Origin of the sequence: Epilithonimonas zeae (assembly GCF_023278365.1) — a bacterium.
In the GTDB taxonomy this organism is placed as follows: domain Bacteria; phylum Bacteroidota; class Bacteroidia; order Flavobacteriales; family Weeksellaceae; genus Epilithonimonas; species Epilithonimonas zeae_A.
Window position 1 is genome coordinate 866670 of sequence record NZ_CP075338.1, and the last position, 22107, is coordinate 888776.

Sequence of the window (22107 nt, forward strand, 5' to 3'; positions counted from 1 at the left end):
TAAGATTAATATCCGAAAATCTCTTCAAGACTTACTTCTGTGAAAGTTCCCATCTTGTTGATAGACTCCATATTCAGGTTTTCTTTTTTACCGATGATTGCGGTGTTGTATTGCAACGGTTTGATTTCGGTATTGTAGAAACTGGTTAATTCCGGCAAAGTCAGTTTTTGGATCTCTGCATAGATATCTTTTCTCACATCATAATCTATTCCTAATTTCTTAAGCGATAACTGATTGTAGTAAGTTACCGTTCGGTTGATTCTGTTAGATGCGATTTGTTTCAAAGCAGATCCTTTTGCATTCTCGAACTGAGCCGGGATTTGAGGTAATTCTGCCATTAGATCACCCATTGCAGCAACTGCTAATGGTAATTTGTTAGCTTGAGTTCCGATGTAGTTAGTCACATAGTTCGCGTGATTTTTCTCCGTCGCATTGGCATAAGATACATAAGCTGAATATGCCAGAGACTTACTTTCTCTGATCTCCTGGAACACGATAGAAGACAATCCACGCCCAAAATATTCATTGAAAACACTCGCTTTTCCGAAGTTTGCGACATTCACATTACCAGCCTTTGCAACCTTAGACATTTCCATCTGCACCATATCATACGGGGTAAAATATACTTTTCCGGCAGTTGCAGGTTCAGCGTATTCTTTAGCAGCTGCAGGCTGTAGTTTTGTATTAACAATGTAAGGCTTCACCGCTTTTTCCAATCCTTTTTGGTCTTCTCCGTAAAGGAAAACTTCGTAAGGATATTCGTTAAGTGTTTTGATTTTAGAAATCAATTCAGTCACGTTAATGCTTTTCAAACGGTCTTTAGAAATCACATCCGTCATTCTGGAGTCTTTACCAAATTTAGCATAGTTAGCCAACGCAGCCATTATCCTGTTCTTGTCTTTCTTCGCCACTTCTCTGGATTCCAAAATGGTATTAACCGTTTGGTCGTAGATAGCTTGATCTGCTTTCACGTTATTGATCCAGTGATTCATCAGCTCTACTCCTTTCTTCATATTGCTTTCCAATCCACTTAGCGCAATAATCATCTGGTCGTTTGACGTTCTGAATTGATTCGTAATTCCCAGTTTGTAAAACTCTTCTTTCAGTTGTTCCGGCGTGTATTTATCCGTTCCAAGATATTGAAGAACCGTTACACCAAGCGCCAGTTCTTTGTCATTATCAGTCCCGAAAGGGAAAACATAATTCACCTGAGCCACTTCATTGTATTTATTCTTGATGAAGCTAACTTTTTTGTCTTTGATTGTAGAGGTTGCAATGGCGGTTTTGAAATCAATGAACTCTGGTTTGATGTCAGAAGATTTGGTATTGATAATGTCTTTCAGGAAAGGCGATTGCGCCTCTCTGTTCAGTTTAATTGGTGTGATTCCCGGGTTTTCTACACGCACCAGTTTATCATTCACACCTTTTTCTTTGTAAACAACAACATAGTTATCCTTGAAGAATTCGTTAGCAAACTTTACTACATCCGCCTTGGTAATCGCTTCGTATTGGTTGATTTCGTCCAGCTCCTGCTCCCACGTTCTGTTACCTATGTAAGTTGAATATAATGTTGTAGCCAATCCATCTGCCGTTTCCCAACGTTTCATTCTCTGAACTTTTAAATCATTTACTATTGCGTTCAGCATCCAGTCTGGGAATTGTCCTTTCTTAACTAAATCGATTTGTTCCAATAGCAATTTCTTAGCATCATCAAAACTTTGTCCATCTTTTGGAACCACGCTTAAAACAAATGCACCATACGTTTTGAAAGGCGATTCGTAAGCACCAGCACCTAATGTTTTTTGTTTTTGGTTGATGTTAAGGTCGATTAAACCTGCGTCACCGCTGTTACTTAATATCTCTGCAACTACATCAGCTAATCTGGCTTCCTGGGTTCCGTTAGAATCTGTTCTCCAGGCCAAGGTCATTCTTGGTGCAGAAGGGCTTTTCACGGTTCTTGAGACAATGCTCGTCATTGGCTCTTCAGAAACCATTTTCTTCATCGGCAACTCTTTATATTTGAATGTGCCAAAATACTGATCCACCAGTTTAATTGTTTTATCAAAATCTAAATCACCAACTAAAACTACTGCCATATTATTAGGCACATAATAAGTATCAAAATATTTATGAATCGCCACCATAGAAGGACTTTTCAAATGCTCAGATGTTCCAATTGTCGTTTGCTGACCATTTGGATGTTTTGGGAAAAGCGCTTCCATCATGGCATAATTCACCAATCTTCCATCATTATCCTGAGCACGGTTGTACTCTTCGTAAACCGCTTCCAACTCTGTGTGGAATAATCTCAAAACCAATTCAGAGAAACGCTCGTGTTCAACTTTTAGCCATTTTTCCAGTTCATTGGATGGAATATTGTTTTTGTAAACCGTTTCGTCCAGCCAGGTGTGCGCATTGGTTCCGGTTGCTCCAAGAGAAGAGATCGCTTTATCATATTCGTTAGCAATCGCATATTTTGACGCTTCCTGAGAAACCTCATCGATTTTCTTGTATAATGCTTTTTTCTTTGCAGGATCTTTTTCTGCTTTGTGCTGTTCATACAAGTCGGAAATCTGTGCCAACAATGCTTTTTCTTTTGCCCAGTCGCTGGTTCCCAATTTAGAAGTTCCCTTGAAAACCATATGTTCCAGGTAATGTGCTAATCCTGTATTGTCGCTTGGGTCGTTATTAGAACCTGTTCTTACAGGAATGTAAGTCTGGATTCTTGGTGCATCATCATTTTTAGCAAGATAAACTTTCAGTCCGTTTTTTAAGGTGTAAACCCTAACGCCCGATTGGTCGTTTTTTACCGTCTCGTAGGTATAGCCTTGTTTATCTGTAGCAGTTTGTGTTTCAAATTTCTGTGCCATTGCATTCATCATAAATAATAGTGAAATCGAAATAAATAGTTTCTTCATAGTAATACTTTTATTTTTTCGGAGCGTAATTTACGCAACATTTTATTAGTCACAAAGAATTGAAAATTGTTACTTAGATGAATAAAGAATGGTCTTTTGAAAAATAATATTTGATTTTGTCATTGCCAACGAATTAAACCAATCTTTTATTAATTTTAGGATATGAAACCTGGCTTTATTTATATAATGACCAATAAAAACAACACTACATTATACGTTGGTGCTACATCCAATTTGCCCCAAAGAGTCATAGAACACAGACAGAACAAATATCAAAACAGCTTTACCAGCAGATATAATTTGTACAAATTGGTTTATTAGGAATCTTTTCAGGAGATTGGAGATGCTATTGCCAGAGAAAAACAAATAAAAGCTGGTTCCAGACAAAAGAAAATAGATTTGATTCAGTCAATTAATCCTGATTGGAAAGATTTGTATGATGATATTAAAGATATCTTTGATCCATTTTATTAGATGCAACCGTCATTGCGAGCGACAGCGAAGCAATCTCAAAAATGTCATTACGAACATGAGTGAAGCAATCTTTAATAATTTTAATTTGTAATTACCACTGTCATTGCGAGCGATAGCGAAGCAATCTCTATCAATATCATTACGAATCACCTCTACTATTTTGAATGGTATTTTTTATCTCAACTTAAAATACGTTTAGATGAATGTTTTTTGAGATTGCTTCACTTTGTTCGCAATGACAATAACCTTGCAAACTCCCCGTCTGATAACGTTATTAATTCCTCAAAATGTTTTCTTAGTTCCAAACTCATTAGCGTTGTTTTTGCCTGTTAATCAAAGATAGGGATTGTTTTGGGTTAAATTATCTTTCCTTCAGCATTCCAATTGTATCGTTTGTTTTTCCAAAACCAATTATCTTATTACCTTCTATTCTCATCTTTATTGAATCTTTATAAGTCAGCAAGAAAATTTTTTATGGATTTTCACAATTATTGTTTAAAGTTCCTCAAATCATTTAGCATTGATTGTCCTGCATCACTATCCCAGAATTCTTTTTCATTTTTTTCTATTTCCTTCCACATTTTATCAGTTTGCTGTTGATTAGGTTGCTTCGCTTGGTCAATTTGTTTAATTCTATTCAAAAAAAAACTACTGATAAATTTGTCATTTAATTCTTGAGGAATATTTAAAATGCCATTATTTAATTTTATAGTAGTTGTTTGATTTTCGTATCTATAACCTTTTACTGGTGCCCAAAATATGAACCGTAAAAACTTGGCATAAATTGCTACTTTAGAAAAATCATTATTATGTACAATCGTCGCATCAATAAATCGTGTAAAATACAAATCGGAGTTTAGCAAATTTGAATTGCCATTGTAAATTAGTCTATCTGTGAAAAATATGTTTAGGTTGTTAAAGTTTATTGGATACTTAAAATTTATTAAAAATTCTCGCCATTCAGACTCTACATCTTTTAAAAAACTAAGAAGAATTTCATTCTTCACAGAAGGATGACTTAGTTGATTTATTAAAACTCTCCAAAGCATAGAAATTACAAAATAGCCAAGATTTTCATCGTATTGGAATTCTGTTTTATTCTCTTTTAAATAAGGGAAAAATATATTATTAGCAAACCATCTTTCACGTTTGCTAAAAAGCTGTTCACAATCATTACATAATAAATATTCTTTAGTTCCATCTTGATGCCTGATATCTGGATTTTCAATATTTCGAAGATATTTACTTCCTGTAGATTTCAGATAGTCAAAAGTAAATTTTGGAATTATATGACTATGTTTCAATTCTTTTTTTTGTAAATCCAACTTACAAATATCAATCATAATTTTTTTGTAAATATCTAAAATTAAACTTTATCATTAAAACTAACAAAAAAACACCTTCATCCACTTCACAAGTGGCTAAAGGTGGTTGGTCAAGTGGTTGCAACGGGTTTAGAACCGGCTGTAACCATTTCCATAACCGGTTGCAGGTGGTTACCTAAGTGGTCTAGGGCGGTTGTAGACCACCCAAAGGTGGTTAGGTAAGTGGGTATGACCACTTGTACAACCAGTCGCAGGTAGTTCGAGACCGGTTGCAACCATTTCGGAACCGGGTAAAGGGTGGTTCGGGAGGGGGGTACCCCCCCCTCCCGAACCACCCCCTCCAGACTAATCTTGTTTTTCAGATTCTCCAGGAATGGTGGACGTTGGCGCAATAAAAAACTGCTTCATATCGTCGTAGATAACATTGGTACCCGGAACGTTTTCGCTGGACAGATATTTCACATTTCGGTAAAACGTCAGCGAGTTGTGATAGTTGTCAAAATCCAGCAAAATCTTGGTGTCAGAGAACTGCTCGGTCAAAGAATTCAGTCTTTGCATACGGCTTTCCATCTGTTGCCTTGCATCATAATCTTTGTCATACTCGGCTTTGTCCAAAAACGGCGGAACATACTGCGGACACTGCTCCATATAGCCTTTGGCTTTGTTCACAAAGAGTTTGTTCTGCTCGGCGATACTGCCGTACTGCTGGCGCTGTTCGGGCGTCAGGTTGATGGTTTTGCCTATCAACACAGATTCGATGATGCTGATAGCGTCGTCTAGTTTTGTAAGTTCTGCATTGGAGAACTCTACACTGATTAAATTTTCTAGTGCCATTTGTCTTTTTGTTTTTAAAAATTAATATTAAAGTGAATTATAAAGAATATACAGCAAGTGGCAATGCTTGTCGGTATATCAATTATCTAGAGTGTGATTGGGAAATTAATCACATCATTAATCCCTGAAAATATTCCAAAGACTGTCTGAGATGTAATGTTGAGGTTGGATTGTTCTGCTGTTGCAGATTTTGCCAGCGGTAAATCTTGGCAAAATGGAGATTTTGTAATCATTTTTAATATCATTTGTGTGTAAGACAAATATATCTAAAATATTGATACAGCAATGGTTCGACTAAAAATAGTCTTAATACAGAAAAATTTAAAGGAACGGAGAATAAAAGCCTTACGACAATGTTGTATCTGCATTGGTTTAAAAGGTCTGAAATTTGCTACCAGACTGGGCTGGGCAATTAATGGTTTTTCTCAATAGACATCGGCATTCGGTTCTTGTTGAAAACTAAATTGTTATTCGGAATCAGTCAAAAAAATTAAATTTTATATCATTATGCAAAACATTACACAAACTATTACCAAGTATTCTGCCGCGGCAATGGTTGCTATCTTTTCGCTTTCACTTCAATCCTGTTCAGAATCTCCAGACCAATTTTTTGGAATTGCAGTTCTGAATACCAATACCATCAATGATTTTGCAACCCCGATTTTGGCAAAACATATTAATGATGAAACGGTAGAATTTGCTGACATCCCTTCCAGCAAGAAGAAAGGCAACGAAGCCATAACAATGGTCAATAACAAAATCGCTTATCTGGAAAAATCTTTGAACGATATCAAAGCGCTGAATGCTAATTCTGACGACAGAAAGGCCATCAAGGAAAAATCTGTAGCGTTGTATGAATATGTCATCCCTGTCTATAAAAATGAATACACCAATTATGCAAAACTCTGCGACAGCAAAGCAGACCAAGCCAAGAAAGACGAAATCATCAGTGCTATTGAACAAAAATATGCGACGAAATTCGAACAGATGTATATCGATCTGATGGATGACGGAAAAGCTTTTGCCAAAGAAAATAACCTGAATGTTAATTGGGGAAACTAATAGAATTTGAAAATGCTTATGAATATTGATGAAAATTTTAACTTCGGAACAGGATTCGCCTTTAGATTCTAGGATGTAATTCGTTTCTTTGTCTTTTTAATATCAATATTATTTCAAATCAACATATAATGTCAGAAGGTAAAAAATTCAAACTAATCAATCTTTATCGTCATACGGCTGTGGTGGAAGCCATTTCTTATTTGATTCTGTTGTTTATTGCAATGCCTTTAAAATATATTTGGGATATCCCAGAAGGTGTCAAATATATGGGATGGATCCACGGTTGGTTGTTTCTTTTCTACTTTGCGGTGCTGATTGCAGCAGCTTTTAAATACCGTTGGAATATTTTGAGAGTTGTTTATTATCTGATTGCATCGGTACTTCCCTTTCTGCCTTTCCTGATTGATAAGCAATTGAAGCAGGAATCACTGTCGGCTCAATAAAAAAAGACCAGCTTTTATTTAAACTGGTCTTTTTATTTGGATTTTATTTAACCAAAACAGTTACAATCTTATCATCTTTGCCGTCACCATCCACATCATCATAGTCTGATACGAACTGCAATTCGTTATTGGTTCTACTTACTATTTCAACATCTTCTCCGTCGATAATAAGTTTTTTTGCATTATGATCATAACTGTAAGAGACCGTTACGATACCATAATTTTTACAATCCCCTGCTCCGTCTGTGTTATAAATATGCGATGTCATTTTATTATCAGACTTGAAATCAAAAGTGCTGGCCTTATAACAATCGGTGTAAGCCGTATTGGAGATGGTTACACCATTGCTGCCAACCACGATTTCTCTGGATGGACTCCAAATGCCAACAATGGAAAACTCCTGGGTACTTTCTTCATCCTTTGAACAAGAGCTTGCTAAAAGACCGATGGTACATAGTGCTAATAAGATATTCTTTTTCATTTTTCGTAACTTTTTACTAAAATAAAGATTTTTTCTTTGATAATTTATTATTTTAAATCACACGCAAAAAAGCCATCGTGTCCACATTATCTGCGTAAGTATCCAACGAAGGATTTTGTGTTTCTCCAAAACCTATCGATTCTAATCCCAATTCTGGTTTAGCTACAATTGTTTGGATTTCTTCTTTATTATCTTCAACAAATTGCTTCACTTCTTCCAAGGTTTCATAACGTGAAAAATTAATCACAGACAACGGACTGAACAACTTCTCATCTTCCTTCAGCATTACAAAATTATTATCCCAGAACTGGTCTTGATTCAACAGATAAATAGCTCTGTTATAATCGTAATTATTCGCATATTTGTTATGATTGATGATATCTTTATAATTGATAAAATTCTCAAAAAGTCCATCCAGTTTCATTTCTTTTGGAATCAAAATTCGGGTTACATTTCTGCAGCCCAGTCCATAATATCGGAATATATCATCGGCTAATAATTGTAATTCTTCATCAGTTTCATCACCTTTCAAGACCGCAATAGAAGTTCTATTTTTTCTGATGATGCTTAGATTATCTTTGAAATAATATTCTAAATATCTTGCTGTGTTGTTGCTTCCTGTTGCAATCACAGCATCAAAGTTTTCTAATCTTTCTACGATGTGATATTCGATTCCGTTATTAGAAAATTCATTCCATAATTCTAATAAAAAAGGTAAAACCAATCGATCTTTTGAAGATAATTTGATAACCGGAATATGATTACTCAAAACCACTGAAATAATATCATGAAATCCAACCAACGGGATATTTCCAGCCAATATCAATCCTACTCTTTTAGATGTATTTGATAACTGATATTTGGACAGCCAATTTTCAATATTTTCTTTTGTGAAAAGACTTGCCCATTGTTGCAAATTATATCTTTGATTCTCTTGCGTGAACCACGGATTTTCGATTTCAGAACGCTTCATCAGATAAGCCAATCGCTCTTCTTTTTCGTTGTAATGGTCATCATCATTTTTAATGAAATTTTGGATGAATTCTCCTAATTTTTCAAGTCCTGAAATTTTGTATTCGTTCAGCATAGCTGGCTTTTTTTTTGTAATTTTGTGCAAAATTAAAAATAAAATAGCAATGGCTATCAAGATAACTGACGAATGTATCAATTGTGGCGCTTGTGAACCGGAATGTCCGAACACCGCCATCTATGAAGGAGCAGTAGATTGGAAAGCGTCCGAAGGGACATCTTTGAAAGGAATGGTGGTTTTATCTTCCGGACTTTCCGTTAACGCAGATGCTGCCCAACAGCCTGTGGAAGATGATTATTACTTCATTGTAACCGACAAATGTACCGAGTGTAAAGGTTTCCACGAGGAACCACAGTGCGCAGCTGTTTGCCCTGTTGACTGTTGTGTTCCCGATGAAGATAATGTAGAAACAGAAGAAGAATTGTTGGCGAAAAAAGCTTTCCTTCACAACGAATAATGTCAGAATTTAGAAGTTGAATGACCGAAGATTACAATTCGTTTTCGGAAGTTTGCTTAAATTCTAATTCTGAAAACATAATATTAAAAACATCCGTCTCCCAACATCGGACATCGGACAAAAAAATAAATAAATGAAAAAACATAATTTTAGCGCAGGTCCTAGCATTCTTCCTCAGGAAGTTTTTCAAAAAGCATCAGAAGCGATTCTTGATTTCAACGGAATCGGTTTGTCACTTTTGGAAATCTCGCATAGAAGCAAAGATTTTGTTGCTGTGATGGACGAGGCTCGTGCTATTGTAAAAAGATTGATGAATCTTGGAGATGATTATGAGGTTTTGTATCTGCAAGGTGGAGCAAGCCTTCAATTCCTTATGGTTCCTTACAATCTTTTGTCTGTGAACGGAAAAGCGGCTTATACCAATACTGGAACTTGGGCTTCTGGCGCAATCAAAGAAGCTAAAATGATCGGTAATGTAGATGTTGTTGCTTCTTCTAAGGAATCTAATTATAACTATATCCCGAAAGATTTTACAGTTGGTTCAGAATATGATTATTTCCACTGTACTTCTAACAATACGATTTTTGGAACTCAGATAAAATCTTTCCCGAAAGTAGATACACTTCTGGTTTGCGATATGTCTTCTGATATTTTCAGCAGAGAGTTGGATTTTTCTCAATTTGATCTGATCTATGCAGGTGCTCAGAAAAACATGGGTCCGGCTGGAGCAACTTTGGTTGTGGTAAAAAAATCAATTCTTGGAAAAACAGGAAGAACGATTCCAACTTATTTGGATTATTCGGTTCATATCGATAAAGAATCTATGTCTAACACACCTCCGGTTTTTGCAGTTTATGCTTCTTATTTAACATTAAAACATTTGGAAGAAAACGGCGGAATTGCAGCTGCTGAAGCTAAAAATAATGCAAAAGCTAAATTGCTTTATGACGAGATTGATAACAATCCAAACTTCAAAGGTGTAGCTGCTATAGAAGACCGTTCTTTTATGAATGTGACTTTCACTTTGACAGACGAGTCTAAACAAGAAGCTTTTGATACAGCTTGGAAAGCTGCAGGAATCAGCGGACTGAATGGACACAGAAGTGTTGGCGGTTACAGAGCAAGTATTTACAACGCAATGCCAATCGAAAGCGTACAGGTTTTAGTAGATGTGATGAAAAGTATTTAATCAACTTTTCTCATTATAAATCAGAAACGTCCTTGTTAATTCAGGACGTTTTTTTGTTAAAATAATGTTAATCAGAAGAAAAAGTCGTATCTTAGCCAACCTTGATTTTTAACTCAAACAAGTTAAGGAAACTCAGTAACTAAAGGATTTTTTGAATTAAACAATGATTGTATTAGCTAATGATGGACTCTCCGAAACGGGAATTCAACTTTTGAAAGAAGCAGATATTTCGGTTTTGGAAGCCAGAGTATCTCCTGAACATCTGAGCAAATTCATCAATGACAACCAAGTTGATGTTCTTTTGGTAAGAAGCGCCACGCAGGTTAGAAAAAATTTAATTGATGAATGTCCAAATTTGAAAATCATTGGACGAGGCGGAATCGGGATGGACAACATTGATGTAGAATATGCAATTGATAAAGGTATTTACATTATCAACACTCCGAAAGCTTCTTGCAAATCTGTAGCGGAGTTAGTTTTCGCACATTTTTTTTCATTAGCAAGATTTCTTCACGAGAGTAACAGACTGATGCCTTTGGAAGGAGAAACCAACTTCAATGCTTTAAAAAAATCATTCAATAATGCAACTGAACTTTCTGGAAAAACATTAGGCGTTATCGGAATGGGAAATATCGGAATTGAAGTCATCAAAATGGGGATTTCTCTCGGAATGAAAGTCTTAGCTTACAACAGAACTCCAAAAACTGAGAATATTCAGCTTAGCTTTTTCGATGGTCAATTCTTGGATTTCGAAATTAAATCTGTAAATTTAGATGAAGTTTTAAAAAAATCAGATTTCATAAGCCTTAATACAGGTCTTACAGATGAATATTTGATTGATTCTAAAGAATTGGAACTGATGAAAGAAGGTGTTTTCATTGCTAATACAGCAAGAGGTGGAGTTATCAATGAAGTAGCTCTTTTGGATGCTATTGAAAGTGGAAAAGTCTACGGCGCTGCATTGGATGTTTTTGAAAAAGAACCAACTCCGGAAGTATTAATCCTAATGAATCCTGCTCTATCTCTTTCCCCTCACGTTGGCGGTAATACGATGGATGCCCAAAACAGAATTGGAGAAGAATTAGCACAACAAATTATAAAAATAAAAGCTCAACTATAATATATGCCAGTATTTAAACCATTTAGAGGAATCAGACCAAATCCTGATTTTATTGAGATTTTCCCTACTTATTCTTTGGATAATTTTACGCAGGAAGAAATCAATAAAAAAGCACAGCAGGATGATTCTTATATCCAGATGATAAAGCCTGCGGTCGTAAGTAAATCCAAAGATGTTGATAGAAATCTGCGAAAGATAAGGTCTAATTTCGAAGAATTATTGGATGATAAAAAACTAACTCAAGACGATTCTGCTTATTATTTATATGAACAGACGCTTCCGGACAAAACCAGTTTCAGAGGATTGATGGGATTGGTAAGTGTAGATGATTTCTGGGAAGGAAAAATCAAAAAGCACGAATCCACAATTACAGAAAGAAGAATGAAAATGGCACATTACCTTGAAAAAGTAGGTGTACAGGCTGAGCCAGTTCTTTTAACTTATCATTCCAATTCCAAAGTAGAACTTTTGATGAATCATGAACAGAAAAATGTTCCAATCATCAATTATACCGACGACAAAAAAGTAAGACATAAGATTTGGAGGATCGATAATAGATTGAAACTTCAGCAATTCAAAGAAGTTCTTGACCCAATCGATTCGTTTTATATCGCCGATGGACACCACAGAATTGGTTCTGTTGCAGAATATGCTAAAAAACAAAGAGACAAATACAAAAGGTCTCACGGGACGGAACATTACAACTTTGTTTACAGTTTTATCGTTTCCAACCAATCTATAAAAATTAACGATTACAATCGTCTCCTTAAGGATATCAATGGTTTATCTGATGAAGAATTCCTTGAAAAACTAAGAGAAGATTTCCAGATTCACGAAAAAGGCGAAACACCTTATTTCCCCTCTCAAAAATTCCACATCAGTATGTATCTTGGTGGTAAATTTTACAGTTTGCACGTGAAGCACAACATCCGTGAGGAAAACAGAAACGGTAACGACCTAGACCACCATTTGGTTGACAAATATATTTTCGAAAATATAATCGGAATCGAAAATGCGAAGCATACCGATAAAATCACTTATCTAAAAGGAACCTCTGATACAGCAGGAATTTCTGAACTAAAAGATAAAGTGGACAGTGGCGATTATAAAGTAGGTTTTGGAATCTATCCTATTAGTTTCTCAGACCTTCTGAAAATTTCTGACAAGGAAATAAAAATGCCACCAAAATGTACTTTGATTGAACCAAAGTTGATTACGGCTCTAGTGATGTACGATATGAAATAGATGTACTACGTAATATTTATAAAGAGAAGCAAGGTTTGTTTCTCTTTTTTTATTACTAATAATGTTATGTTTTAACTTTTCAAATTGAAATTCAGTGATTTAAACGATAAAATATTCATAAGAATAGCAATAATCAAATAAAATTAACATTAGTTAATTTTAATGTTTATCTTTACTTCTTAAAACACAAAAGGTATATCTAATTAATAATCAAATATGTACCCAAAAGAATATATCAATTGTGATCAGGAGCCTATTCACATCTGCGGAGAAGTGCAGGAATACGGTTATCTGATAGGTACCCAAAACTCTAAAATAGTTTCCTATAGCGAGAATATTCTAGCGTTCTTTTCTCTCGACTCTTCCATACTTGGTAAAGACATCAAAGTTTTATTAAGTGAACTAAATCTTGATATCAATTGGGATAATTATTCCAACAATCAAGAACTTGCTATTCAACATTTTGATTTCAAAGATGAAGAATATACTTTAAGTATACACACCAATAATGAAATCACTTTTTTTGAGATAGAAAAGGTAATCCCAAATCATAAAATCAATAAAGAATATGCGGCAATCCAACATATTCTTAGGAACTCAAATGACGAAAACATTTGGAAAATTCTTTTAAAAGAAATTCAGGATATTATTGATTTTGACAGAGCAATGATTTATCAATTCTTGTACGATGGCAGCGGCCAGGTTATAGAAGAGTTGGTAAAACCCAATCTTGAAAGCTATCTGCATTTACATTATCCGGAATCTGATATTCCCGCTCAGGCAAGAGCTTTATATCTTAAAAATCCGGTAAGAATCACTTCTCACGTTTCCGGAAAAACCTTTCCTATAGTTGGCGTGATTCCAAGAGAACAAATGGATTTGACTTACAGCGTAACACGTTCTTCTTCTCCTGTTCATAGAGAATATCTCAAAAATGCTCACGTAGAATCGAGCTTTAGCACATCGATTATTGTAAATGGAGAATTGTGGGGAATGGTGGCCTGTCAAAATGCAGCACCAAAACATCTTGATCTGCAATCCAGGTTATTGGCAGAAACATTGACCAGAACTTCGTCCAATGCTTTTGCATCTTACAAATCTCTGCAGACTTTGAAAGAATATCAGAGAATCAATCTTAATAATATTTCACTTCGCCAAAACCTTTTGAGTGAGGAAGATTTTGGAAAAGCACTGGAGACTAATATCAAAGATATTATGGACAGTTGTGCTGCGGATGGAATGATAATTAAAATTAATAATGAAATCTTAACTGCCGGTAACGTTCCCAATCATTCTGATATTGAGAAAATTATCATTTGGAGTAGAGAGAATAATCATAATTTTGAAGAGAATATTTTTATCACCAACACACTTTGCCAGGACATCAATGTAGAATTGGACAATCCGGAAATCAGTTGTGGAATTATCACTAGTGTTTTAGGAAGCAACACGTCTGATATGTTGATCTGGCTGAGAAAAGAACAAGGTCAGAAAATCAAATGGGCTGGAAAACCTGAAAAAGGAACAGTTTCCGAAATCAAAGATGGTGTGGAAATCATCAAATTCTCGCCAAGAAAATCTTTTGAAGTTTGGAAAGAATATGTGAAAGGCACCTCCCTACCCTGGAAAATCAAAGAAATAGAATCTGCAAGATGGATTACTTCAGTAATTCTAAAAGCCTCACATACCAAATCATCCCAAATTGTTGATCTTAACAACCAATTAAAAGAACTGAACCAGGAATTAGATTCTTTTTCTCATACGATTTCGCACGATCTCAATACGCCGCTTACTGTCATCAAACTGAATGCGCAGGTTGCAAAAAAGATTCCCGATCCGGAGAATGTCCAGAAATCTTTGGATAATATTATTATTCAGGTTGATACGATGAGTGAGATGATCCGAAATGTTTTGGAACTAAGCAGAATCAAAAAATCTGAAATTGAACTGAAAAGAATTGAAGTTGATGCCTTAATCAATACGCTAGCTGAAGATTCTAAACTAAGCTTCAACTCACCTCACACGGAAATCATTATCGAAAATACGCCGGAAGTTTTGGGTGACAAAACAATGATTTATCAAGTCTTCGGCAATGTCATTGGCAATGCAGTGAAATATTCTTCCAGATCAGAAAAGCCATTAGTGAAAATAGTTGGTGAAGTCTATGAAGATACAGTAACTTACAAAATCACAGATAACGGAATTGGTATTGACAAAAAAGAGTCCGGCAAAATGTTTAAGATTTTCAGCAGAATGAATAATGCGAAGGAATTCAAAGGAAATGGTGTTGGGTTGAGTATTGTTCATCATCTTATGGAAAAAATGGGCGGAAAAATAAGTTATGAAAGTGAAAGCGGAAAAGGAACAACATTTATATTAAATTTTCAAAAACCCAATTATGATTTCAGTATTTCTTAAGGAACAGACTAAACAACAACACGACGACACAGAAGCAAAATTACAATCCCAAAAGATTTTTGATAAGTCTTACACTTTAGATGATTATAAAACGCTTTTGATTCATAATTATAAATTAATCAGCAGATACGAACCTCAAATTCAGGAACAATTGAAAGCTTATCCTGAACTGAAATTGGAATTAAGAAGTAAAATAGATGCACTGAAAGTTGATTTAAACAATTTGAACATCGAAACTGAAACTGAAAATCCGGCTCAAAATCTGGAAAACGAAGCTGAAGCTTTCGGCGCTTTGTATGTGATGGAAGGTTCTACACTTGGAGGAAATGTCATAGCAAAACAACTTAAAAAGAACCCGGAATTTGAGAATGTAGAATTCAATTATTTTGGAGTTTATGGTGAGAATACGGGACCTTACTGGCAGGAATTCAAATCCATTATTGATGATAGAATTACTGAAGAACAATACAATGATTGTGTTACCGGAGCGAAGAAAGCTTATCAGTTATTAGCATAAAAAAACGGAGCGAAATTAATTCGCTCCGTTTTCTTTTTATTTGTTTCGAAATTATTTCTCGATTTTCACCAATTCTACATCGAAAACCAACCAAGAGTTAGGTGGAATAACGCCTCCCGCTCCTCTTTCTCCGTATCCTAAAGCTGGCGGAATCAATAATGTTGCAGTTTCTCCTTCTTTCAGTAAAAGAATACCTTCATCCCAGCCTTTGATTACCTGACCAACCCCGATCGGAATATCGATAGGCTGCCCTCTTTTGAAAGAATTATCAAACTCTTCTCCGTTGATCAATTTCCCGGCATAATGTACCGCAACTGTTTGTCCTGCAGTTGGGTTTGCTCCAGTAGAAGTTTTAGTAATCTTGTAAAAAAGACCAGAAGGCGTAGATTGCATTCCAGCTTTCATTTCATTGACTAACTTCTCTTGATTCGCTGCGAACTCTGCCAATTTCTTAGCTTTCTCTTCTTCAGCTTTTGCCAAATAAGCTTTGTTTTTTTCTTCGATTTTTTCTTTTCCCTCAGAGAAGATTTTTGCAGCATCATAATGCTTGTAAGCATCGCCTTTGCTGAAAACCGCCACTTTGGTCAAAACAACATCAGTTTTTGGTTTGTCCTGAGCACCTTTTTCTACGTTAGCAATAGAATCGATAACTGCTTCACCACCCACAACTTTTCCAAAAATTGTATGTCTTCCGTCTAACCAAGGCGTTGCAACTTCTGTAATGAAGAACTGAGAACCGTTGGTGTTAGGCCCGGAATTCGCCATAGATAAAATTCCTTTTCCAGTGTGCTGAAGGTCGTTTTTCTCATCAGCAAATTTATATCCAGGATCTCCCATTCCTGTTCCTTGCGGATCTCCACCTTGGATCATAAAATCTTTGATCACTCTGTGGAAAATAGTTCCGTCATAGAAAGGCTCTCCTTTTTTCTTAGATTTGTTCTCGATCTTACCTTCTGCAAGACCAACAAAATTAGCAACAGTTACCGGAGATTTTTCATCTTCGAATTTTACAAGGATATCACCTTTGCTTGTTACAAAATTACCGTAAAGCCCGTCTGGCAAGCTTTTATAAACTTCTTTGTCTATTTCCAATGTTTTACAATTTAATAGTGTTAATAATGTTATAGAAAGTGCTATAATTTTCTTCATAGTTTATAATATCGTTGGTTATAATACTTTTACTTTAATGATTAAAGGCATATCATTGGTAATTTTTTTGTTGTCGCCATAGGTTCCATAAGCTAAAACCGAAGGTACCAGGATCTCTGCTTCCTCACCTTTTTTTAAATACCTGATCACATCTTCCACAGCATCCATTTCTACAAAATGTCCGAATTCCACATTCGTATTTTGAATTGGAGTATCGTACAATTTGGTTCTGTCAAAATCATAGATGTCGTATTGATAAGAAATCTTTTCACCGTTATTCTTGCGAGGTTGTTTTTCCAAATCTCCAATATTCACCCAATAATTCATTCCCATTGGATAATATTTTACATCCTGAGCTTTCATCCAGTCTTCTATCTGAGCTCTTTCCAAACTGTTGAGTTCTTTCGTTCTGTTCTTAGAAACTTCCATTTCGCTTTCAGACATATATTGCTCCTCCGAATGATGTGCAGGTGCGTGTTTTGCGCAAGATGAAGCTAATGCGAAAATTGAGATGTAAAATAGTTGTTTCATTTCCAATATTGTTCTTTGAAATGCCTCAAAAAACTTTTGCAAAATTAAGAATTTTCAAAGACTTAATTGATATTAAAATAAAAACCGGAAAATTATTTCCGGTTTTCACTTTTCAATTTACTTTTTATTTAATTCTATACACTGTATACATTTTCTTCGACTAAATATCTCCATCCAAAAGGATCTTCAGAATTATTAGTCTGGATATTGACAAGATCTGCCTTCAATTGCGCAGCAAAACTTTCTTCATCAGACAGTTTAGGTAAAGTAAGGTGTTCACCTTGGTAACCTAAGGCTTCAAAGATACTTGTAACAACAGCTGTCCCTACGCCCCAAACTTCTTTCAAAGTTCCGTTTTTCTGAGCTTCGATGACATCTGAAACTTTTACATCTCCAATTACTACTTCAATTCCTCTTTTCTTAGCCAACTGGATAAAACTATCTCTGGTAACACCATCCAAAATCTTATCAGATGTTTTAGGTGTATAAATAGTATCGTTGATTCTAACAAAAACGTTCATTGTTCCACTTTCTTCAAAGTATTCGTGTGAACAATCGTCTGTCCAGATAATTTGCTCATAACCTTCTTCTATAGCCAACTGAGTTGGATAGAAAGAAGCGGCATAATTACCCGCAGCTTTTGCAGCACCTACACCTCCACTTGCCGCTCTGGAATAATGATCAGAAATTTTAACTGATACCGGAGCAGTGTAATAACTTTTTGCCGGTGTTGCTACAATTGCAAACATATATTTTTCAGAGATTCTAGCTTTAAGAGCCTCTTCTGTTGCGAATAATAATGGTCTTATATAAAGTGATGTTCCTTCTCCCTGTGGGATCCAGTCTCTGTCAATATCAACTAAAGCTTTCAACCCTTCCATAAAGATTTCTTCGGAAATCTCAGGAATTGCCAATCTTTTTGCGGATTTGTTAATCCTTTGAAAGTTCTTTTCAGGACGGAAAAGGAATACCTGGCCGTTATTATCTTTATAAGCTTTCATACCCTCAAAACAAGCCTGTCCATAATTCACCCCCATCATTGCTGGGGTAAAACCGATTGGACCATAAGGAACAAGTTGTACATCCCCCCATTTTCCATTCTCATACTCACAAATAATCATATGATCTATGAAAGTATTGCCGAATGAGAAATTATTAGGATCGAAGGTTGAGATTCTTGGGTTGGTAGATTTTTGAATTATCATTTTTTAATTTTTTGTTGAGGTATTACAAATATATAATAATTTTTTAATAATCAAAATTTATGTTAAATTTGAAAAAAAATACTTTGAAAAGAGAATTAATCCGGACAAGTGACGGGAGTAAAACTTTATTAATCAACGGATTAGAAGAGACCTACCACTCCAAACACGGCGCTTTGCAAGAAGCTAATCACGTATTTATCAAAAATGGACTAGATTTAATAAATAGTTACGAAATTAATATTTTAGAGTTAGGTTTTGGAACAGGTCTTAACGTTTTGGTAACATTTGATGCATATTTGCGAAATGATAAAAATCATAAAATCAATTATTTTGGGGTCGAAAAATATCCGATATTTTTTCATGAAGCTTCAGAATTGTCTTATTCTGAATTATTTCCGAACCAAATTGTTAAAGATTTGTCTCTAAAAATTCATGAAAAGCAATGGGAAAAATTAGTTGAATTGGATTCTCATTTTCATCTTAAAAAAATTAAAGATGACTTTTTCAACATAAAAAATATGGACTTGCCTGCCATCGATTTGGTTTATTTCGATTGTTTCGGAGCCAGAGTTCAGCCAGATCTTTGGGAAAAAGAGATATTTGAAATAGTAGCTTCCAAAATGAAAACCGGAGGATTATTAACAACTTATTCATCAAAAGGCAGTGTGAGAAGAGCTTTGATAGAATTAGGTTTTGAAGTCGAAAAAAAACAAGGTCCTCCTGGCAAAAGAGAAATGATCAATGCCTGGAAAAAATAATTTCCCTAAATTAGGGACAGCAAATCACAATATATGATAGACAAAATCAACATTCGGGTGTATGCACTTTGTATAAAAGACAACAAAGTTCTTGCGCTTCACGAAGAATATGCCGGAGATCATCTTCTAAAATTACCTGGCGGCGGATTAGAGTTTGGGGAAAGTACTTTGGAATGCCTTAAAAGAGAGTTTCAGGAAGAACTGAATCTTGAAATTGAAATTAAAGACCATTTTTATACACAAGACGACTTTCTGGTTTCCAGATTCCGGGATAATGAGCAATTGATTACAATTTATTATCTGGCTGAAATCTTAAATGAAGAAGATCTTTTAATTCTGGATCCTTGTATAGAAAAGACAGAATGGATTCCGTTAGAAGGTGAAAATCCTTTTCCATTAACAATTGACAAGCGCGTTTTCGATATAGCAAAACAAAAATTCCTGAAGTAAGATTCAGGAATTTTTTATTTAATTTCTTTTATAATTATTTTACTTCAACAAAATTAACATCGCCATCGTACTTTCTGTCAATAATCAAAATCATTGCAGTTTGAGTTGTATATGACTGGCTTTCACCAACAACTTTTTTGTATTTAATTTCGAGAATATTGCTGTTTTTTCGAATAGAAACTGGTTTTAATTCTATACTTTGATTTGAAGGATCTTCGATCTGTGCGACAACAAATTCTTTAGAAAAATCAATTGGTGTGGGTTTTCCATTTTCTCCCATTGTAGTTGCCATTCCAAAAACCTGATCAAATTCTTCCTGAGTTTCAAACTTAGGATCATCAATTGCAGCATCCATATTATTTTTAACGAAATAATTTTTTGCTTCCTTGTAAGGAATTTCTTGATTAAGAATCGAATCTCCTGATTTGACTGATGAATTGCAATTAATTAAAATTAATAATAACGCAATGTATGAAATCAATTTTCTCATAATTATGATGCTTGTTTTTTTATTCTTCTTTCCAATTCTTCTCGCTGGTAATCCCTAACTGTTTTTCCTTTTCCATCATGTCGCCAGCCTGGAGAATAGAAAAGATATTTCAACTTATCGCTAAATTTTAAGTCAGGCTGTTTTAGATCACGTGCGATTTTTTTCCATTCGTAGAAAACAAGATCAACAGGACCTTTGTCTTCCATTTTAGGATAAATTCCGTATTTGATAGGAACTTCGGGAACTTCTTTTTCAAATGTTCCAAAAATTCTGTCCCAAATAATCAGAGCCATTCCCATATTTCTGTCAAGATATCGGATGTTACAAGCGTGGTGAACTCTATGATGAGAAGGTGTGACCATAAACCACTCCAGAAAACCAAGATTCTTAACGGTTTGCGTATGAACCCAAGTTCCATAAACCTGTAATACCGAATATGCCACCATAATATGCCAAGGATTAAATCCTAAAAATGCTAAAGGCGAAAAGTACAAATACCTGTACAACGGTTGTAAAACAGGACTTCTGAAGCCTGTTGTTATATTGAAATGATCCGAACTATGATGTGTAATATGAACTGCCCAAAATGCTCTGGAATGATGATCTACATAGTGCAAAACATAATAAGCAAAATCCTGCAAAACAAAAACAGCTACAAAATACCAAACATTGAATTCCCAAGTAAAAAGGCGATGATGGTAAAAGAAAAACATAACAGCCATAGAAACACCTTTCATTAGCAAATCCAAACCGTAATTAAGAATTGCCAAATAGACATTGGACAAAACGTCTTTGGTCTCATATAATTTTTCTCTGTTGAAATGACTGTAAATCATCTCTCCTAAAATCACAATCGCATGGATCGGGATTGACCACATATAGATAATTCCCTGCCCGTTTTCGCTGAAAATTTCGTCTAACATGTTTATTTAGTTTTTATAAATTCCAAAGCAGATCTTCATATTTTCTCAGGATAATTTCGGAAGAAAAACGAGATTTTATAGAAGCTTTGATATTATCTTTATCATCGCTCCTATGAACAGAATGCTTTATTTTTTCAGCAAAATCATCATAGTTTTCAATGTTGGAGATTTCACCGTTGACTTGATCGATAATAATCTCATCAATTCCGCCGGGACAATTGTTAGCTAAAGAATAAACGCCACAAATTCCGGCCTCCAACAGTACATTTGGAAAACCTTCATATCTGGAAGACAAAATGAACAGATCAGCAAATTTTAAATATTGATAAGGATTGCTTTTTTTTCCGTGAAAAATAACGTGATCCAACCCCAACATTTCTTTCATCTGCAAAAGCATTTCTTTATCTTTTCCATCACCAAGGATATGAAGTAAAATATTCTGATTTTTGAGTCTGGAAAATACTTTCAGAAGATTATCAAATCCTTTTCTAGCTGACAAATTTCCAATAGCAACAACATTTTTATGCTGATGAGAAAACTCTATTGGCCGTTCCGATTGTTTTAGTCTTTCTTCTATGAAATTGACATCAACAGGATTATTAATTTTAAATAGTTTCTTTTTCTTAATCCCAAAATTCTTGATCAGATCCACTTCCATATCATTACTTTGAGCTATGATCTTATCGTAATTATTGTAGAACTTATAGAAAAATCTGATCTCTTTTCTTGTAATGTGTTGAGAAACAACATTGGTTTCTCTTGCGATGAATTTAGTTTTTGGAAAAAGTTTTATGAATAATGATAGATAAGCATTTACTTCTCCAAAGCCTGAAAACACAATATCTGGTTTTCTACGCTTGATTTCCAGAAGAATGGGCTTTAAAGAATGTCTGATCCTTGGCGTCTGGATATCAATAATTTCCACATCTGGCTTTAACAGATCAAGATAGGCACCTTCTTTCCTTAACAAAAGAATCGCTGGTGAAAATTTGTCTCTGGGGAGATGATTGGCAATTGTAGTTACAATACGCTCGGCTCCTCCTGTTTCCAAATCGGGTAATATGAAAATGATTGATTTTTTCATAACT

Annotated in this window: 23 protein-coding genes; 11 read left to right on the top strand and 12 right to left on the bottom strand. The window is 35.0% G+C overall.

Annotation, left to right across the window (positions count from 1 at the left end; all coding sequences use genetic code 11):
* Positions 1-5: 5 nt before the first annotated feature.
* Positions 6-2918: a M16 family metallopeptidase gene (locus KI430_RS03700; RefSeq protein ID WP_248876926.1), complete on the bottom strand. Its 2913-nt coding sequence runs from the start codon at positions 2916-2918 to the stop codon at positions 6-8.
* A 186-nt stretch (positions 2919-3104) separates the two neighbouring features.
* Between KI430_RS03700 and KI430_RS18070 the strand changes: the two genes are divergently transcribed.
* On the top strand, positions 3105-3239 hold the full coding sequence (locus tag KI430_RS18070) for a GIY-YIG nuclease family protein (protein ID WP_317231442.1): 135 nt from the start codon (positions 3105-3107) through the stop codon (positions 3237-3239).
* A gap of 641 nt (positions 3240-3880) precedes the next feature.
* Here KI430_RS18070 and KI430_RS03710 read toward each other — a convergent pair.
* The 3 genes from KI430_RS03710 to KI430_RS03720 all read right to left on the bottom strand — a co-directional run bounded on the left by KI430_RS03710 (position 3881) and on the right by KI430_RS03720 (position 5784).
* The gene (locus tag KI430_RS03710; RefSeq protein ID WP_248876927.1) at positions 3881-4735 is read right to left on the bottom strand and encodes a hypothetical protein; all 855 of its coding nucleotides are present in this window, start codon (positions 4733-4735) and stop codon (positions 3881-3883) included.
* A gap of 327 nt (positions 4736-5062) precedes the next feature.
* Positions 5063-5551: a hypothetical protein gene (locus KI430_RS03715; protein WP_248876928.1), complete on the bottom strand. Its 489-nt coding sequence runs from the start codon at positions 5549-5551 to the stop codon at positions 5063-5065.
* An 86-nt stretch (positions 5552-5637) separates the two neighbouring features.
* The gene (locus KI430_RS03720; protein WP_248876929.1) at positions 5638-5784 is read right to left on the bottom strand and encodes a hypothetical protein; all 147 of its coding nucleotides are present in this window, start codon (positions 5782-5784) and stop codon (positions 5638-5640) included.
* A gap of 274 nt (positions 5785-6058) precedes the next feature.
* On the opposite strand from KI430_RS03720, the gene KI430_RS03725 reads away from it, so the two are divergent.
* Positions 6059-6613, top strand: a complete 555-nt coding sequence (locus tag KI430_RS03725) for a hypothetical protein (protein WP_248876930.1) — start codon at positions 6059-6061, stop codon at positions 6611-6613.
* 128 nt (positions 6614-6741) lie between these two features.
* A complete protein-coding gene (locus tag KI430_RS03730) occupies positions 6742-7056 on the top strand; it encodes a DUF3817 domain-containing protein (RefSeq protein ID WP_248876931.1) in 315 nt (104 codons plus the stop codon).
* 43 nt (positions 7057-7099) lie between these two features.
* On the opposite strand, the gene KI430_RS03735 is transcribed toward KI430_RS03730, so the two are convergent.
* The gene (locus KI430_RS03735) at positions 7100-7537 is read right to left on the bottom strand and encodes a lipocalin family protein (RefSeq protein WP_147366820.1); all 438 of its coding nucleotides are present in this window, start codon (positions 7535-7537) and stop codon (positions 7100-7102) included.
* 52 nt (positions 7538-7589) lie between these two features.
* Positions 7590-8624 (bottom strand): acyl-CoA reductase, encoded by a 1035-nt coding sequence (locus KI430_RS03740; RefSeq protein ID WP_248876932.1) that lies wholly within the window; start codon positions 8622-8624, stop codon positions 7590-7592.
* A 49-nt stretch (positions 8625-8673) separates the two neighbouring features.
* Between KI430_RS03740 and KI430_RS03745 the strand changes: the two genes are divergently transcribed.
* The 6 genes from KI430_RS03745 to KI430_RS03770 all read left to right on the top strand — a co-directional run bounded on the left by KI430_RS03745 (position 8674) and on the right by KI430_RS03770 (position 15513).
* Positions 8674-9024, top strand: coding sequence for a 4Fe-4S binding protein (locus KI430_RS03745; RefSeq protein ID WP_248876933.1), 351 nt, complete (start codon positions 8674-8676; stop codon positions 9022-9024).
* Between the two features lie 133 nt (positions 9025-9157).
* On the top strand, positions 9158-10213 hold the full coding sequence (gene serC, locus KI430_RS03750; RefSeq protein WP_248876934.1) for a 3-phosphoserine/phosphohydroxythreonine transaminase: 1056 nt from the start codon (positions 9158-9160) through the stop codon (positions 10211-10213).
* 163 nt (positions 10214-10376) lie between these two features.
* Positions 10377-11333 (top strand): D-2-hydroxyacid dehydrogenase, encoded by a 957-nt coding sequence (locus tag KI430_RS03755; RefSeq protein ID WP_248876935.1) that lies wholly within the window; start codon positions 10377-10379, stop codon positions 11331-11333.
* 3 nt (positions 11334-11336) lie between these two features.
* Complete coding sequence (locus KI430_RS03760) at positions 11337-12578, top strand: DUF1015 domain-containing protein (protein WP_248876936.1); 1242 nt, start codon at positions 11337-11339, stop codon at positions 12576-12578.
* 216 nt (positions 12579-12794) lie between these two features.
* A complete protein-coding gene (locus KI430_RS03765; protein WP_248876937.1) occupies positions 12795-14996 on the top strand; it encodes an ATP-binding protein in 2202 nt (733 codons plus the stop codon).
* Positions 14977-15513 (top strand): biliverdin-producing heme oxygenase, encoded by a 537-nt coding sequence (locus KI430_RS03770; protein WP_248876938.1) that lies wholly within the window; start codon positions 14977-14979, stop codon positions 15511-15513. The genes KI430_RS03765 and KI430_RS03770 overlap by 20 nt, the downstream gene beginning before the upstream one ends.
* A gap of 51 nt (positions 15514-15564) precedes the next feature.
* On the opposite strand, the gene KI430_RS03775 is transcribed toward KI430_RS03770, so the two are convergent.
* From KI430_RS03775 to KI430_RS03785, 3 genes are all read right to left on the bottom strand, one after another.
* Positions 15565-16662, bottom strand: coding sequence for a peptidylprolyl isomerase (locus KI430_RS03775; protein ID WP_248876939.1), 1098 nt, complete (start codon positions 16660-16662; stop codon positions 15565-15567).
* Between the two features lie 18 nt (positions 16663-16680).
* Positions 16681-17193, bottom strand: a complete 513-nt coding sequence (locus tag KI430_RS03780) for an FKBP-type peptidyl-prolyl cis-trans isomerase (protein WP_248876940.1) — start codon at positions 17191-17193, stop codon at positions 16681-16683.
* Between the two features lie 134 nt (positions 17194-17327).
* Positions 17328-18398: a branched-chain amino acid aminotransferase gene (locus KI430_RS03785; RefSeq protein ID WP_074234689.1), complete on the bottom strand. Its 1071-nt coding sequence runs from the start codon at positions 18396-18398 to the stop codon at positions 17328-17330.
* An 83-nt stretch (positions 18399-18481) separates the two neighbouring features.
* On the opposite strand from KI430_RS03785, the gene mnmD reads away from it, so the two are divergent.
* Positions 18482-19156, top strand: a complete 675-nt coding sequence (gene mnmD / locus KI430_RS03790; protein ID WP_248876941.1) for a tRNA (5-methylaminomethyl-2-thiouridine)(34)-methyltransferase MnmD — start codon at positions 18482-18484, stop codon at positions 19154-19156.
* A gap of 33 nt (positions 19157-19189) precedes the next feature.
* Positions 19190-19606, top strand: a complete 417-nt coding sequence (locus KI430_RS03795) for an NUDIX domain-containing protein (RefSeq protein WP_248876942.1) — start codon at positions 19190-19192, stop codon at positions 19604-19606.
* Positions 19607-19640: 34 nt separating this feature from the next.
* Here KI430_RS03795 and KI430_RS03800 read toward each other — a convergent pair whose 3' ends face one another.
* Genes KI430_RS03800 through KI430_RS03810 form a run of 3 tightly spaced genes read right to left on the bottom strand, consistent with a single transcriptional unit; the run spans position 19641 to position 22103 of the window.
* Entirely contained in the window at positions 19641-20096 is a 456-nt protein-coding gene (locus tag KI430_RS03800; protein ID WP_248876943.1) for a hypothetical protein, read from the bottom strand.
* A 2-nt stretch (positions 20097-20098) separates the two neighbouring features.
* Positions 20099-21019 (bottom strand): sterol desaturase family protein, encoded by a 921-nt coding sequence (locus KI430_RS03805; RefSeq protein ID WP_248876944.1) that lies wholly within the window; start codon positions 21017-21019, stop codon positions 20099-20101.
* Between the two features lie 13 nt (positions 21020-21032).
* Positions 21033-22103 (bottom strand): glycosyltransferase, encoded by a 1071-nt coding sequence (locus KI430_RS03810; RefSeq protein ID WP_248876945.1) that lies wholly within the window; start codon positions 22101-22103, stop codon positions 21033-21035.
* Positions 22104-22107: the final 4 nt, after the last annotated feature.